Below are 16,981 nucleotides of genomic sequence, written 5' to 3'. Positions count from 1 at the left end.
TTTACGCTGGCCTGTTTGCTGGCATGTTCCGGCCTTGGCTGGGCCGGGACGGCTTTTGCCCAGGCGGTTCCGCCGGTGGGCATTCAGGCCCCGACGCGCGAGGAAATCGAGCGCGGGGTGGCCGAGGCCACCCTTAACCAGAGTGGCCCGGTCAGCGTTGACGCATCCGAGGTGGAGCGCGCGCCTTGCCCGCTGGCTGCGCCTGACTTTGCCGGGATCAGGCTCAAGCTGTCGTCGGTGACGTTTACCGGTATGCAGGTTCTGCCCGGTTTCAACCTGTCGCAAAGCTATGCGGGCTATGTAGGCACCGATCAGCCCGTTTCGGTCATCTGCGAAATTCGTGACCGTGCGGCCACCGCATTGCGCCAGGCCGGCTATCTCGCCGCGGTGCAGGTGCCGCCGCAGAAGATCGAAGGCGGCAATGTGCGGCTTGATGTGCTGCTCGCTCATCTCAAGCGCGTACAGGTCAAGGGTGATCCGGGCGCATCGGAAGGGATACTTCTCAAGTACCTCAACAAGCTGACGCTTGAGCCGGTGTTCAATACGCATACTGCCGAGCGCTATCTGTTGCTGGCCAAGGACGTGCCCGGTCTCGATGTGCGACTGGCCTTGCGCCCGCTCGAAGGGTCGCCCGGCGAGGTGATCGGCGAAGTCACCGTGCGGCGTGTGCCTGTCTTTGCCGAACTTGGCCTGCAGAATTACGGATCATACAGCGTCGGACGCTACAACGGACTGGCGCGCGTCCAGTTGAACGGGTTGACCGGCATGGGTGATGCCACCACCGCCAGCCTGTTTGCCAGCGCCGATTTCGATGAGCAGAAAGTGCTCCAGATCGGCCATGACATGCGGATCGGCGGGGAAGGCTTCGTGCTCCACGGCGATTTCACTTATGGTTGGACCGATCCTACAATTACCGGCGCCGCATCGGATTTCCGGTCGCGAACGCTTTCGGCCTCGATCGAGGGCACGTATCCGGTGCTGCGTTCGCAGGCTTACAACCTTTCGGTTTCGGCTGGTGGCCAGATTGCGAACCAGAACCTCGATTTCGGCAACATTCCGCTCAATCGCGATCGTCTGCGGGTGCTCTATGCGCGCGTCGAAACGAACGGGGTTTCAAAGGCCAGCCTGACCGGGCGCGACGGGTTCACCCCGTTCGAACCCAATTGGGCCTGGGGGACGACGGTCGAGGTGCGCCAGGGCATCGGCGTGTTCGATGCAACTCGCGGCTGTCGCGGGACGCTTGCCGTCACCTGCATCGGCGCGGGCGCCGTCACGCCCAGCCGGATCGAGGGCACGGCCAAGGGCTTTGTCGTGCGCGCCAGCGGCGTGTTCGAATATCGTCCGATCAGGCGGCTGACGTTCAGTCTGCAACCGCGCGCGCAGTATTCGCCCGACAAGCTGCTTTCCTATGAAGAATTCTCCGGCGGCAACTACACCATCGGGCGCGGCTATGATCCAGGTTCGATCATCAGTGACAGCGGCGTGGGTGCGCGCGGCGAAGTGCGCGTCGGTTCGCTGATTCCCAAGGTGGCGGGCAGCAACGCCGCACAACCCTATGCCTTCGTCGATGCTGCATGGGTGTGGAATCATGATGTAGCCTATCGGGGGCTGAACCCGCAGAAGGTTGTTTCGCTTGGCGGCGGCATGCGCGTTTCGTTGCTGGATACGGTGCGCGTGGATGCAGGCGTGGCGGTGCCACTGCACGATCCGCTGGGCCTCAACGTCAAGGGCAAGGCGCGTTTCATGCTTAATCTTTCGGCCCAGCTCCTTCCGTGGAGGCTGTGATGGCGGAGGCGATCGTGCGCAGGCAAGCGGTGTTGAACAACGGTCACGTCATCGCCACGCAGGCGTGGTTGCGGATGCCGGAACGCGCGGGCGTTCGCGCGCCGAAGCGGCGTCGCACATCGGCGCTGGCCGGGCTCATGGCGGGTATCTCGACGGGCGCTGCGGTGCTGGCTTTCATGGCCACGCCTGCACCCGTTCGCGCCCAGGGCGTGGTTGGCACGCCCGATATCCAGTTCGGCATAGAGACCGTGCTGCGCGATTCCGGCACGAAGACCGATACCGTGGTGGTCATCGCTTCGGAAGCCCTGCTCGATTGGAACGCGACGAGTTCGACCGGCGTGTTCCTGCCCGAAGGCAATACGTTGCGGTTCGATGGCGGCGGCGAGGATTATACCGTCCTCAACCGGGTCACATCGTCGCAATTCGGTGGCCCGCTGTCGATTGCCGGCCGGGTCGAATCCGAAAGCAATGGCAAGGTCTGGTTCTACAACCCCGGCGGCTGGGTCGTCGGTTCGACCGGTGTGTTCGATGTCGGCAGCCTTGTGCTGACGTCTTCGCCGATCACGGTAGACCCCGCTACGGACACGGTTTCGCGGCTGTTCGGCGATAATGGCGAGATCCGTTTCGGCGCGGCGCCCGATCCCGCATCGTCGGTGACGATTGCGGGCGGCGCGCAGATCAACGCCAATTCTGCCAGTGGCAGTTATGTCGCCATGGTCGCCCCGCGCGTGTCGCAAGGCGGCACGGTCCGGGTCGATGGTTCGGTGGCCTATGTCGGCGCAGAAGCTGCGACGATCACGATCAACAACGGCCTGTTCGACATCGTCGTCGATAGCGGAAGCGACGATTCCACCGGCGTTTCGCACACTGGTACGACCACCGGCCCGGCTGCGAACTTCTCCGATCCGAACCACCGCATCTATCTGGTTGCCGTGCCGAAGAACCAGGCGATGACCGCCGTGGTTTCCGGCTCGCTCGGCTATGCGGCAGCCACCAATGCCCAGTTCGATATCGATGGTTCGATCATCCTTTCGGCAGGGTACAATGTCGCCGGTCAATCGGTGCCGACCGATACGCCGGTGGGCGCGAATGCCTCGCTGTCGATCGAAGGCCTGACCGCCACCAACGACATCAGCGGTTACGCCAGCGGCACGATCGCGGTGGACGCCACGACGGCTGACGTAGCGTTCGCGGGCAATGCCTATCTCTGGGCGGCTGGCGATCTGAATGTCGATATCGGTACGGGCCGTGCCCTGACGGTGGGCCGAACCTTGGACCTTCGCTCCACCTCCACAACGGCAAGCGGGGACATTTCCGTCGATCTTGCAAGCGGAGCCAGTCTTGCGGTCACGGGTGACCTGAACGCGGTTTCCACGGCAATCGGCCTGGTAAAGCGCGACCCGAACAACGGCGATGTCCTTGAAGCGGGATCGGTGGGCGATGACGTCCGTTCGGGCAATGTCAGCATCGTCGTGCGCGATGCGGACTTTTTCGTCGATGGCGACACAGTCCTTATGTCCGAGGCAACCGGCGGTATCGGCCAATTGTCGGTGGGAACCGCGCAGGCGGGCAACGTCGGATTCGCGGCACTGCAAGACAATCCCAATTCACCGGCGCGGCAGGTTTCGCTCGCAAGTGTGCAATTGACATCCGTTGCGTCCGCCGCCTATTTTTCCCAGTCGCAGATCCCGCTTGCCGGAGCGTCCTCGATTGCCGGCGATGTTACTTTCGCAGTCGATGGCGGTCTGCATTTTGCCGACCGCATGACACTGGACTCTTCAGCCAATGCGAGTTTCGGTAGCGATCTTGCCCCGCAGCAGGCAAGCGCGGGCTGGGTAGAGGCATCGTTCGCCAACAGTGTCGATACGTTCCTGATTTCGTCGCTCGGCCTCAGCAACTCAGCAAGTGCATCGGAAGGCGGTGGCGTCGCCCTCGGCGATGTCGCGCTTTCGCTCGATAATGCCGATGTGACGATCACCGATGGTTTATATGGTTATCTTGGCATTTCATCAAATGCCTACGGCGCGCTTGCCACGCCCAACACGGTGGGATTGTCGCTCGTCAACGGCGCGGCGCTCGATCTGGGGCAGGGCTACCTTGCTCTCAACGCTTATGCCTACGGTGAGATCGGCGAGCAGACCAGCGGAACCATTGCGATCACGATTGACGGCAGTTCGCTGTCGCTCGGCAGTTTCCAGGCCTACACCACGGCTTCTGCCGCGAATGATGGATCGGACGCCACTGGCGGCGATATTGCTCTGGCGCTGCGCAACGGGGCAACGCTGGATGCGCTCTACTCTGTCGGGCTGTACTCTTATGGCTATGGCGCCAATGGGGACGATGGCGTTGATGGTGGCGACGGCATCGGCGGCGATGTCAGCTTTGTGCTTGATGCCAGCACCTTTGCCGCCAGCAATTTCGATCAGCGCTCCATCGGCACGGCGGGTTACAGCAATGGCGATGGCGGAGCCTCTGGCGCGGGGCGCGGGGGAACAACCAGCTTCCGCCAGACTGGCAGTACCTCCAGCTTCGAGGTTGGCAGTTTCCAGATGGATGCCATGGGCACCGCAAATTCCGGTGAAGGGGGGCTTCTGGCATTCAGCTCGCTTGCGCTCGGCACAGGTAGCGGCGATGGCGCGGACGGCTTTGGCGGCACGGCATCATTCACCGTCGAAAACGGATTGTTCACCGTCAACGACCTGCAGATCATGGCCAATGGCGAAGGCGGCAACGGCGCCAACTTTGCCGGGTTCGATCCGGGCAACGGCGGCAACGGTACGGGCGGAACCGCATCGCTGGTGGTGAGCGGTGGTATCGTAACGGCCAATTCGCTCGAAATTTCGGCAGCGGGTCTCGGTGGCGACGGCGCCGATCACGATGACTATACCGGCGTTGGCGCAGGCAATGGCGGCAACGGCACCGGCGGCAATGCGTCGGCCACCCTGACCGGCGGGCTGCTGGTCAGCGACGAGGTGACCATTTCGGCCAATGGCAATCAGTCCATCGATTACGGCTATGGCTATACCCGCTATTACGGCAACGGCGGCGGTGTCTATTATGCGGACGGAACAGCTGGCGCGGGCGGCATCGGGCAGGGCGGCACGGCGCTGCTGACAATCGACGGTGGCGGCTTGCAGGATGCGGCCGATCCCAACGTCACAAACCTGTCGGTATTGGTCCAGGCCATCGGCGAAGGTGGAGCAGGCGGTGAAACCTACTCTGATTCCACCTTCAGCCCCTATCTTGCCAATTCCGGTTCCGGCGGAGCCGGAATTGGCGGTTCGGCTGGCGTCAGCTATCTTTCCGGCGATCTGGATGCTGCGTCCGTCGCGATCGTTGCAACCGGGCTTGGCGGCTTTTCAGGCAACCAGGCCTATGGCGGTGGTGAAAGCGCGGTTCTGGCCGGATCGGGTGGCAGCGGCACAGGCGGCACGGCCACGTTCGCGATCGGCACCGACTTTTCGGATCTCACGTCGTCCGATGATTTGCGCCTGATAAGCCTCAACGCTGACGGTATCGGCCGGGCGGGTGAAGCCGGGCAGACCGGCGGCGCAGGGGGCAACGGCACGGGCGGCAGTGCCATCGTGAATGCGATTGGCGGGTTCGTCACGCTGAACACGCCTGCACTTTCGGCAGTGGGCAGCGCTGGCAATGGCGGCAATTCCACACTCGATCAGCATGGCGGCGCGGGCGGCAATGCGCAGGGCGGCAGCATTGAAATCCTTTCCGACGGGTTCGAAGCCAATCTGACACTCAGCGGCAATGCCATTGCGGCGTGGGGGCGCGGCGGTTCGGGCGGCGATGGTGGCAACGGGTCCGATCTGGTCGATGGCGCGGGCAGCGGCGGTGCAGGCGGTTCAGGCACGGGCGGCAGCGTTTCCTTCATCGCTGCCAATTTTGGTCAGCTGGACGTTTCCGCTTTTGTCGATTCGCGCAACCTGGCGGTTGAAGGTCTGGGCGGCGATGGCGGGCTGGGTGGCAATGCCTCCGCCAACGGCTGGACCTCCACGGGGCAAGGCGGGGCTGGCGGTTCGGGCACGGGCGGTTCTATCGCGGGCCGCGCCGAAGATGGCGGCGCACTGGCCTTCGGGATTGCGGCGTTCGACGCCAGCGGTGTGGGCGGTGCAGGTGGTGATCTGTCGGATGCAGACGTTGATTCGCCCTTGAAGGCATCGGCCGGCGCATCAGGCGGCAGTGGCACCGGCGGCACGATCAGCCTGATCACCTCTGGCCCGCAGGCAACGCTCAGCATCGGCAGCCTTCTGGCCAATGCTAACGGCTATGGCGGCAACGCGGCAAGTGGGGCGGGCAACGATCTTGTCACCGGCCTTGGTGCTTCGGGTGGCGCAGGTGGCGCGGCCACCGGGGGGTCGATCCAGCTTCTCGCCGAATACAGCGGGCGGCTCGATGTGGCCGAACCTGGTGGTGGTGCGGAACTGAACGCCAATGCCTTCGGTGGTGACGGCGGCACAGGCGTTTCCGCCATCTTCAATGCCAATGGCAATGGCGGAAACGGAGGTACGGGCGGTAACAGCGGCACGGGACTTGGTGGATCGATTTCGATTGCCGCCAATTCGACCGGAACGGTCAACCTTGCACCGACGGACACAACCCTCATTTTCGCCAATGGCGATAGCGGTCTGGCAGGCATCGGCGGGGATGGCAGCGGGGTCAATACCAGCGATCCCGATGCGATCGGCGGCAACGGCGGCAACGCCGGACGCAGCCTCGGCGGTCGCGGCGGCGTGGTTTCCTTCAGTGCAGACGGCGGCGAACTCGTCGCTGGCGCACTGGAAATCGACGCGATCGGCACTACCTATTTCAATTTCGCCTTTTCCTCAGGGGGCTTCGGCCCCGGTGGATCGGGGCAGGGCGGTTCCGCCACGGTAGACAATGCTGCGGGTGGCACCGTCACCTTCGCCTCGTTCGATGATCTTGATGGCAACATCGGCAACCTTGTCGCAGGCAGCACGGATGTCGATGTAACCAGCGCTACGAACTACATCACCGGCAATGGGGATTTCCTGTTCGCCAACGATGCAGGCTCCATCATCCTGCGGAACTTCAGTCACCCGGCGGGCGATACCATGCGCTTTGCCAGCTTCACCGGCAACGCAACGGGAACAGGCGGCGCGCAACCCGGCATCGTGATTGATGCATTTCTTTCGCCGATCACCATCGATGGGGCACTGACGCTTGAGGCTTCCGGCATCATCACCGTCGATATGTTCGGTTCCGCGGGCCTCACGGTGGGTGGCACGGCCGTTTTGCGCAGCGATAGCGGCATCTTCATCACCGGTTTTGACGGTGGCCAGTTCAATGCCACTGACATCGACCTCGGCAGCTTCGGCTCCATCGATATCGCCAGCGTGAATTGCCCCGATGCCACCTGCGCGCCTGTCCACGCCAGCGGCAGCCTCAGGGTGGACGCCAACTTCAACTTCAACCTCTATGGCCCCGCCAACGCCGCTGGTCTGGGCAGTGTCGATGTCTATGCCGGGAACGATATTACCGGCGATTCGCGCAGCGGCTATTTCTCCAACGGCAACGTGCTGGTGCGCGGCGGCAACGATGTGACCGTGCGCAACGCTTACGGCAACAACATCGCGATCGCTGCGGGCGCAGTCGTCGATGGGCAGACATTCTATTACCCGGCCACGCTCACCCTGGGCGAAGTTGAAGGCGGTGGCGAAATTCGTGCCGATGGCACGGCCAGCTTCGCCAGCGGCGGTGGCATCTTCGTGACGGAAGGCAATGTCATCGAATCGGCAACCGCGATGGATTTCGCCAGCGGCAACGATATCGTCGTGGACGGGAATAATCTGATTGCGGCGAATGCCAGCCAGCCAGCCAACCCAGGGGGCATGCGCTTCCGCGCCGGTGGGCTTGCCGTGAACCACACGCTTGAACCCAGTGACATCGCGGCACTGTCTTTCGGCGGCGGAACAAGCGTCGATTCCAACAATGGCACGATTACCCTGTCGGGCGCCGCAATCGACGCAAGGCAGGCGACATTCTTCGGCAACGGCTTGCAGGCAGACGTCACTTCGCTGATCGCTCTTGGCGATGAACGCCGCGACGACGGAGGTCGTCTCGATCCCGATTGTCTCGACGGCGCGATCTGCATCGGTGAAATCTTCATGGATGGTAATGTTGCCATCGGGCAGGGCAGCGCCAGTCCCCGCGATGTCCGTCTCGCCGGTGCGATATCGGGTTCGACCGTCCGCATTCGCGCGCTGGGTGACATCACCGCCGGTGATCTTGAATCGCAGGTTTTCGTTTCCGGCACCGCCAATGCGACCATCGCATCCACGCAAGGCGATATCGCGCTGCTTGGCGGTTCGACAGTCAACGGCGGCAGCGTCGCGCTTTCGGGCGCAGGATCATTGACCGGGACCGGCCATGTCGAAAGTTTCACGGACGATGTCGGCCTGACCTTTGGCGGCGATATCGATGCCGGCTCGATCACGGCTGCCCGGCAATTGACCACCGCCGCCGCCATTGGCGGTGCACCGGAAGCTTCGTTCACCACCCCCGGATCGCTGCGCGTGGATGCGCTCAGCCTTGGCACTGGCAGCGCGGCAACCAATGCGCGGATCAATGCCGGTGGTGACATCATGGTCGGTACGCTCAAACTGGGTGGCAACAGCGGCGCCCTCGATGCCGTTGGGACTATCGCGCTGGGTTCAACTTTCCTGGCCGATGTGGACGATCTCTCGCTTTCAGCCGAAACTATCGATTTTGGCGCGCTGACTGTTTTGGGCGATCTCTCGCTCAATGGCTCGACGGTTACCGGATTTGCAGCCGAAGCAGTTGGTACATTGGACGTTACAGCCGATGATCTGACGGTTGGGTTCCTTCGCTCGCTCGGCAACCTTACACTGACAGTGGTGAACACCGCCGCGCTCGGCACGGTAGAATCGCACAGTGGTTCGGTCTTCATCGATCCGGCGCTGTTGACGTTCGATGCCATTTCGGCTGCGGGGGCGATCAGCCTTGCGGGCGGCACGATCACCGGCGGCACGGTTGATGCCGGGACGACGCTTGATATCGTGGGAACCGGCCCGCTTTCCCTGATCTCGGCAAGTGCCGGGTCGTCATTGGCCATCGCTGCTGCCAGCCTCACCGCGCCGTCGCTTTCGGCAGTGGGCAACATTGCGTTGACCATCGGCGGACCGGCCACGCTGGGCACCGCCACGGCAGGGCAGGCGTTGACCATCACCGCAGGCGACATCACTTTCGATGCGCTTTCCGGGACTGGTGTGAACATCACCGGGGCTGACGTGCTGGGGCAAACCATCACCGGCAGCATGGTTTCGATCCGGTCGACGACCGGCGGCGACGTGACTTTTGAAAGCGTCAACTCGGCTGGCCTTGCGCGGGTCGCAGGCGGCGCTGTCTCCGGCGGGACGGTGGTCGCGGGGACATCGGCAGAACTTTCGGGGGCAACGCTGGATCTTGGCAGCGTACGCGCCGGAGGAGCGATCAGTTATAGCGGCGGCGCAATCGACATTGCCGAAACGGTGGCTGGAGGCAGCGTGCTGGTCGATGCCGGTTCGTTCACGTTCGATTCGATCCGCGCCGGCGGCAACGCCGATGTCGTGGCCGATGGCAGCGTTATCGGCGGCACGGTGAATGCACCGGGTCTGGTGCGCTTCAATGTCGGCGGGCAACTGCGCTATGCCACGCTCGATGGCGGCGACATCTTCCTGCGCGGTGCCAGCATCGCGGGCGGCAACATCCGCGCGCGCGGCGGATCGGGCAGAAGCGGTGAGATCAATATCGGAACGACCGGCGCGCTGACCGTCGCACAACTGGATGCCACGGGTTCCGTCGGGATCGATGCGGGTTCGCTGGCCTTTGACACGATCAAGGCTGGTGCAGGCTTCGCGACGAACAACCGTTCGATGACCGGCAATGCCATCACGGCCAAAGGCGACGTCTCGATCAACACCAACGATGACCTTTCGCTGGCCTCGATCTCCGGCGCTGATTTCGATCTTTCGTCCAATGGTGCGATCAACCTTGCCTCGATCACGGCCACTGGCGAGGTGACGGCACAGGCCGATGCGGTCAGCCTGACCTCGCCCGGCGCCTTGCGCATCCGCCTGATCGACGCGACCAACGGCAATGTCGATGTTACCGCAGCAGGCACCATCAACGGTGACACGATCAATGCGCGGGGCGATATCGCGCTGCGCTCCACCGGAGCAGATGTTTCGATCCGGCGTCTTTCGGCAGGCTACGCCGATGTGTTCAGCGATGCCGTGCGCCCCCAGGCCAATGTCGTTCCGGGGGTGATCGGGCAGGGCGATATTGTGATCGATGCCTTGCGCGATATCCAGATCGATACGACTGCCGATGCGGCCAACGCCTTTGTCGCCAACGCAGGCGGCACCATCCGCCTCAATGGGCTCGCCACCGGAAAGACCATGGCTCTGTCATCGGCAGACATAGCCATCGCCAGCACGGGGCAACTCGGCGAATCCTCGCACACCGATGACATTGTCCTGTCGAACGCTGGGCAAAGCGTCACCCGGCTGGGCGATGCCATTGCGTCGCAAACCAGCGTATACGCTCTGGGTCAGGCCGAATTTGCCCGTATCCAGTCACGCGGCAACCTGTCCATCGGCGGCGGCAGCGCAATGCTGGTGGGTGATCTTGCGGCCACGGCGCAATCGGGAACCACAGCAGGCCAGATTGGCCAGACGGGGCGGCTTTCGCTTCAGTCCAGCGGGCTGGTCTCTTTCCTTGGCGCAGTCTCGCTTGCCAATGCGGCGGGCAACACGCTCTCGGTCGATGGATCGGACGGCGTGTTCCTTGATGCCACCACAGGGTCTATCCGGCTCACCGAAGGGCAGGCGCGCGGGGGTACGCTTCGCATATCGGGCAGCGGCATCGCCATGGTCACGCGCGATGCGCTGGAGGACATCTCTGCCTTGACCGACACGGCTGCGATCACCGAGCGCCTGTCAGCGAATGACGGTGTCACGGCTGATCGTACGCTGATCGAAGCCGAAGTGATCGACCTGCAATCGGACCGCGAAGTCTATGTCCAGAACACCGCGGTCGGCACCGGCTTTGCCGAGCGGCGTGGCTTTGTTGCGGGCAGCCTGTCGATAGACAGCCGCGATGGCGGCACGCTCGACATCGTGATCAACGGCACGGTCGATGGGGCAACCGGCATCGATGCCATCGATCTTATCGACCTTGAGGAGGAGTTCACCCCGCTGTCGTCGGTCAACGGCTGCGTGATCGCAAATGTCGCGTCCTGCGGGGTCGAGCCGGTGGAGGAGCCGCCGGTGTTCGATCAGGTCATCGTCCGCGATGTGATCGCCGAAGTGCTGGACGACAATCCTGAAGATACCGCGCTGCAAGTGGCCGACAGTTTCACCCGCAGCACGCTGATCCAGATAAACCAGATCGCGCCCGCCGGGTTCGAACCGCTGATCGATGAGCCGGTGACCGGCACCGGCAATGACGATCTGCTGGGTGACGATGAAGAGGATGAGTGAGCCGGGACTGCTGAAGGCTTGACCGGACGGGCGGGTGCGGGGCAAGGGCAGGGCATGTCCGATGCGTCCACCAATGCCGCCCCGCTGAAGCTGTTCAACAGCCTAACCCGCCAGTTGGAGCCGTTCCAGCCGGTCCATGCAGGTGAAGCGCGTGTCTATTCCTGCGGGCCGACCGTCTACAACTACCCGCACATCGGCAACATGCGCGCTTATGTGTTTGCCGATGTGCTGGGGCGGACGCTGTCGTTCAAGGGCTACAAGCTGACGCATGTCATCAACATCACCGATGTCGGTCACCTCACCGACGATGCCGATGCGGGCGAAGACAAGATGGAGAAGATGGCGCGCGCTGAATCGCGTTCGATCTGGGACATCGCCGAACACTACAAGCAGGCCTACTGGGCTGACATTCGCGCGCTGAACATCCGCCAGCCCGCGCAGTGGACCGTGGCGACCGAATACGTCCCGCAGATGATCCAGTTTGCCGAAAAGATCGCGCCGCAGCACTGCTATGAACTGGATAGCGGGCTGTATTTCGATGTTTCGACGGTGGCCGATTATGGCCGATTGGCGCGGGCGCAGACTGATGACGGTGAGGGCCGGATCGAGGCGGTCAAGGGCAAGCGCAATGCGGCGGACTTCGCGATCTGGCGCAAGACGCCTGCGGGCGAAAAGCGCCAGATGGAATGGGATTCGCCGTGGGGACGGGGTGCACCGGGCTGGCATCTCGAATGCTCGGTCATGTCGGGACAAGTGCTGGGCTTCCCGTTCGACATTCACACCGGCGGCATCGATCACCGCGAGATTCACCACCCTAACGAGATCGCGCAGAATCAGGCGTTCTGCTGCACCAACGGCCTTGACCTTCCCGCCAATTCGGGCGCGAAGATCTGGATGCACAACAACTTTCTGGTCGAGCGGTCTGGCAAGATGAGCAAATCGTCGGGCGAATTCCTGCGCCTGCAACTGCTGATCGACAAGGGCTACCACCCGCTCGCCTACCGCATGATGTGCCTGCAGGCGCACTACCGCAGCGAACTGGAGTTCAGCTGGGAAGGGCTGGGCGCGGCGCTGACGCGGTTGAAGCGGATGTACAAGGCTGTGGCGGTTCAACTTTCGAAGGAGTTTGAGTCGGCTGGCCAACCGGTTGATTCCACACGTGCATACCTTCCGATCCCAACTGAAGAGTGGGAGGTGGCTGACGAGACCGGTGTTCTTACTGAGTTCTTGGAGGCCATCTCTGACGATCTCAATACACCAAAATGCCTACCTCTTATTGAGGAAGTCCTTGGCGATAAAATGATAAGCCATAAGAAGCGTTGGCACCTTATCGCTACAATGGATCAGGTCCTCGGCTTGGATCTTTTGAAACTGGATCGTGCAGATTTGCGCATCCGTCCAAAAGGCGTCGAACTCGACGAAGCCGAAATCGAAGCCGCGCTCCTCGCCCGCAAGGAAGCCCGCGCCGCCAAAGACTTCGCTCGCTCTGACGCGCTACGCGATGAACTTGCTGCCCACGGCGTCGAGGCAATGGACGGCGATCCGCTTGGCTGGGAATGGAAGCTTGGTTGACCTTGTTACTTCGCGCATTTGTGTGTATATAAATGCACATGGAGCGCGATAGCCGCAAGATTGTCAAACGGTTGCTCGCCGAAGGCTTTGTCGAGATATCGGTCAAAGGATCGCATCACAAGTTCCGCCGTGATGGTGTAACCGTGATCGTCCCTCATCCGAAAAAGGACATGCCGCTTGGCACTGCGCGCAGCATCGCAATGATGGCAGGTTGGCTATGACATATTTTTACGCAGTCGTTCACAAGCAGGCAGACAGCGCATTTGGCGTCCACTTTCCCGATCTTCCCGGCTGCTTTTCCGCGTCGGATGAGGTTGAGCAGCTGGTGCCAAACGCTTGCGAAGCGCTGGAGCTCTGGTTCGAGGACGCAGATCAAACCATCGCGCCCAGTAGCCTTGAGGACATTCGTCAAGCCGCCGCTGCCGACCTTGCCGAGGGTGCATTTCTGGTTGCCGTGCCGCACATTCGCCGCACCGGGCGGCAGGTTCGGGCGAACATCTCGCTTGATCGCGGGATGCTTGAGGCGATTGATCGCGCTGCGTCTGAACGCAATCTCACGCGCAGTGCTTTTCTGGCCGATGCTGCGCGCAAAGAAATCGAACACCGCCACCTTTGAAAACGATTTCTGGAATTGCAGGCACAGCGTGACTCTGTCCGCCTGCCTTGCTAGTCCTTGTTCCAAGGGGCAGGTGCGGGGTCGATAACGGCTGGCATCGGTGAAACGTCCTGAGGGTCGCATCCACATTGGGGAGAGAGACGCCGCAGCTTTGCGGTTCTCTTGGCAGATGGAGCGACGCGACAATGGCCGACGGTATTGGCAAGAAAGCATCAGACCTGTTCATCGAATGCCTTGAGGAAGAGGGCTGCGAATATATCTTCGGCGTTCCGGGCGAAGAAAACCTCGATTTCCTCGATTCGCTGTCCCGTTCCACCAAGATCAAGCTGATCCTCACCCGCCATGAACAGGGCGCGGGCTTTATGGCCGCAACATATGGCCGCCACACGGGCAAAACCGGCGTATGCATCGCAACGCTGGGACCGGGCGCGACCAACTTCGTCACCGCGGCGGCCTATGCCACGCTGGGCGGCATGCCGATCCTGATGATCACCGGCCAGAAGCCGATCAAGAAATCCAAGCAGGGCCGCTTCCAGATTCTCGATGTCGTCTCGATGATGGCGCCGATCACCAAGTTCACGCACCAGATGCAATCATCGGACAACATCCCCAGCCGTGTGCGTGAGGCCTATCGCCTTGCCGAAGAGGAAAAGCCCGGCGCAACGCATATCGAACTGCCGGAAGACATTGCCGACGAGCACACTGATTCGACGCCGCTCAAGCGCAGCCTTGTCCGCCGCCCCAATGCCGATGCCAAGTCGGTGATGCAGGCGGTGCATGCACTGCAGAACGCCAAAGCCCCGGTGCTGGTCATCGGCGCGGGCGCAAACCGCAAACTGACCGGCAAGATGCTGGCCGAATTCGTCGAGAAGACCGGGATTCCGTTCCTGACGACCCAGCTCGGCAAGGGCGTGATCGATGAACGGCACCCCAAGTTCCTCGGCTGTGCGGCGCTTTCGGCAGGCGATTTCGTTCATCGTGCCGTCGAAGATGCCGACCTGATCGTCAACGTCGGGCACGATGTGATCGAAAAGCCGCCGTTCTTCATGCGTGAAGGCGGAACCCCGGTGATTCACGTTTCGACCAAGACCGCCGAAGTCGATCCGGTATACTTCCCCAGTATCGAGGTGATCGGCGATATCGCCAACGCGATCTGGCAGATGAAGGAAGCGATCACGCCCAATCCGACGTGGAATTTCGATCATATGCTGGCCTATCGCGCCGCCGAAGTGGCGCACACCGCGCCGCTGGCCGCAGACACGCGCTTCCCGATCTTCCCGCCGCATCTGGTGCAGGCGATCCGCGATGCCTTGCCCGAAGATGCGATCATCTGCCTTGATAACGGCGTCTACAAGATCTGGTTCGCGCGCGGCTATGCGGCTTACCAGCCGAACACCGTGCTGCTCGACAATGCGCTGGCCACAATGGGCGCAGGGCTGCCGTCCGCGATGATGAGCGCTATGCTTTATCCTGAACGCAAGGTGATGGCGATCTGCGGCGATGGCGGGTTCATGATGAACAGCCAGGAGATGGAAACTGCCGTCCGTTTGGGTTTGAACCTCACGGTGCTGATCCTCAACGACAATTCCTATGGCATGATTCGCTGGAAGCAGGCGAACATGGGGTTCGAGGATTTCGGGCTGACGTATGGCAACCCCGATTTCGTCAAATACGCCGAGGCTTATGGCGCCAGTGGCTACCGCGTGGAAAGTGCTGCGCACCTCAAGGAACTGCTCGCCCACTGCAATTCGACGCCGGGTGTTCACCTGATCGATTGCCCGGTGGACTATTCGGAGAACGACCAGATTCTGAACAAGGACATCAAGGATCTGTCGAAGGCGCTGTAATTGCAAACTTCGTCATTGCGAGGAGCGTAGCGACGAAGCAATCCAGAGTGGCCGCGCGCATCCGCACTGGATTGCTGCGCTCCGCTCGCAATGACGAACCTGGGGCAGGACGCTCCAACAGAGGTCGAACGATGAAGCTCAAAGACGTCTATCCGCTCTATCTCAACAACAAGGCGGTGCAGCCCAACGCCGATCTTGAGGTGACGGACAAGTTCACCGGCGAGGTCGCGTTCCGCACCGCGCTCGCGACGCCCGATGTGATCGACGCGGCGATTGCCGGGGCGGTCCGCGCGACGGAGCCGATGGCGCGGCTGGCCAGCTATGAAAAGCGCGACGTGCTCGATCACTGCGTGAAGCGCTTTGCCGAGCGCAAGGATGAACTGGCCTATGCGCTCTGCGTCGAGGCTGGAAAGCCGATTGCCGATTCGGAAGGCGAAGTCGGGCGCCTGATCGACACCTTCCGTATTGCCGCCGAGGAATCCACGCGCAATTACGGCGAGATCCAGCCGCTCGATATCAGCCCGCGCGCCAAGGGCTACATGGGCATGTGGAAGCGTGTGCCGATCGGCCCATGCAGCTTCATTTCGCCGTTCAACTTCCCGCTGAATCTGGCCGCGCACAAGATTGCGCCTGCCATCGCCATGGGCTGTCCGTTCGTGATGAAGCCGGCCTCAATGACGCCGCTTGGCGCAATCATCATGGGCGAAGTGCTGGCAGAATGCGACGTTCTGCCCGAAGGCGCGTTTTCGATCCTGCCGGCCGCGCGCGCCGGGGCGGACCTGTTCACCACGGACGAGCGGCTGAAGCTGCTGTCTTTCACCGGATCGCCCGGCGTGGGCTGGGACCTGAAGGCCAAGGCTGGCAAGAAGAAGGTCGTGCTCGAACTCGGTGGCAATGCTGCCGTGGTGGTCGACAAGGACGCCGATCTGGAACATGCGCTCGCCCGGATCGTGTTCGGCGGCTATTATCAATCGGGCCAGTCGTGCATTCACGTGCAGCGCGTGATCATTCACGCCGACATCTACGACCGGTTCCGGGATATGCTGGCGGCGAAGGTCAAGGCGCTGAAATCGGGTGACCCGAAGAATCGCGATACTTTCATCGGGCCGATGATCTCGGCCAAGGAAGCGCAGCGCCTGAAATCTTGGATCGATGCTGCGGTTGCTGGCGGCGCAACCTTGCTGGCAGGTGGCGGGTGCGCGGGCAACATGCTCGAAGCAACGCTTCTCGAAGGCTGCTCGCGCGAAATGGACGTCTATACCGAGGAGGCGTTTGGCCCGGTGGTGATCCTGTCGCAGTTCACCGATTGGAACGCCGCGCTTGACGAGGTGAACGACAGCAAGTTCGGGCTTCAGGCGGGCTTGTTCACATCAGACCTGCACAAGGTCATGGACGCATGGGACCGGCTCGATGTTGGCGGAATCGTGGTCAATGACGTGTCGAGCTATCGCGTCGACAACATGCCTTATGGCGGGGTCAAGGATTCGGGGCTGGGCCGTGAAGGTATACGATTTGCGATGGAAGACATGTCGGAAATTCGCAATCTTGTCATTCGTCGGCAATAATGCGGGCAGGCTGATCGGTTTTCTTCGGAAATCTGCCGGAAACATGAATAGCCACTTGAACCGCAGGGCCACTGTAGCCTA

Annotated in this window: 7 protein-coding genes; all 7 read left to right on the top strand. The window is 62.0% G+C overall.

The genetic code is table 11. The features are described from left to right. Positions 1-75: 75 nt before the first annotated feature. The 7 genes from LUA85_RS10645 to LUA85_RS10615 all read left to right on the top strand — a co-directional run bounded on the left by LUA85_RS10645 (position 76) and on the right by LUA85_RS10615 (position 16,900). Positions 76-1,785 (top strand): ShlB/FhaC/HecB family hemolysin secretion/activation protein, encoded by a 1,710-nt coding sequence (locus tag LUA85_RS10645; protein WP_231469535.1) that lies wholly within the window; start codon positions 76-78, stop codon positions 1,783-1,785. Continuing rightward, positions 1,785-11,300, top strand: a complete 9,516-nt coding sequence (locus LUA85_RS10640) for a hypothetical protein (protein WP_231469533.1) — start codon at positions 1,785-1,787, stop codon at positions 11,298-11,300. The genes LUA85_RS10645 and LUA85_RS10640 overlap by 1 nt, the downstream gene beginning before the upstream one ends. A gap of 54 nt (positions 11,301-11,354) precedes the next feature. Next, a complete protein-coding gene (cysS, locus tag LUA85_RS10635; protein ID WP_231469531.1) occupies positions 11,355-12,872 on the top strand; it encodes a cysteine--tRNA ligase in 1,518 nt (505 codons plus the stop codon). A 32-nt stretch (positions 12,873-12,904) separates the two neighbouring features. Next, positions 12,905-13,093 (top strand): type II toxin-antitoxin system HicA family toxin, encoded by a 189-nt coding sequence (locus tag LUA85_RS10630; RefSeq protein WP_231469529.1) that lies wholly within the window; start codon positions 12,905-12,907, stop codon positions 13,091-13,093. After that, positions 13,090-13,488: a type II toxin-antitoxin system HicB family antitoxin gene (locus LUA85_RS10625; protein WP_231469527.1), complete on the top strand. Its 399-nt coding sequence runs from the start codon at positions 13,090-13,092 to the stop codon at positions 13,486-13,488. Before LUA85_RS10630 ends, LUA85_RS10625 begins: the two co-directional genes overlap by 4 nt. Positions 13,489-13,673: 185 nt before the next feature. Continuing rightward, positions 13,674-15,335: an acetolactate synthase large subunit gene (locus LUA85_RS10620; RefSeq protein WP_231469525.1), complete on the top strand. Its 1,662-nt coding sequence runs from the start codon at positions 13,674-13,676 to the stop codon at positions 15,333-15,335. A 131-nt stretch (positions 15,336-15,466) separates the two neighbouring features. Next, complete coding sequence (locus LUA85_RS10615) at positions 15,467-16,900, top strand: aldehyde dehydrogenase family protein (RefSeq protein ID WP_231469523.1); 1,434 nt, start codon at positions 15,467-15,469, stop codon at positions 16,898-16,900. Positions 16,901-16,981 lie beyond the last annotated feature (81 nt).

The organism is Novosphingobium sp. CECT 9465 (assembly GCF_920987055.1).
GTDB lineage: Bacteria > Pseudomonadota > Alphaproteobacteria > Sphingomonadales > Sphingomonadaceae > Novosphingobium.
This window is presented reverse-complemented; position numbering and strand designations above follow the sequence as displayed.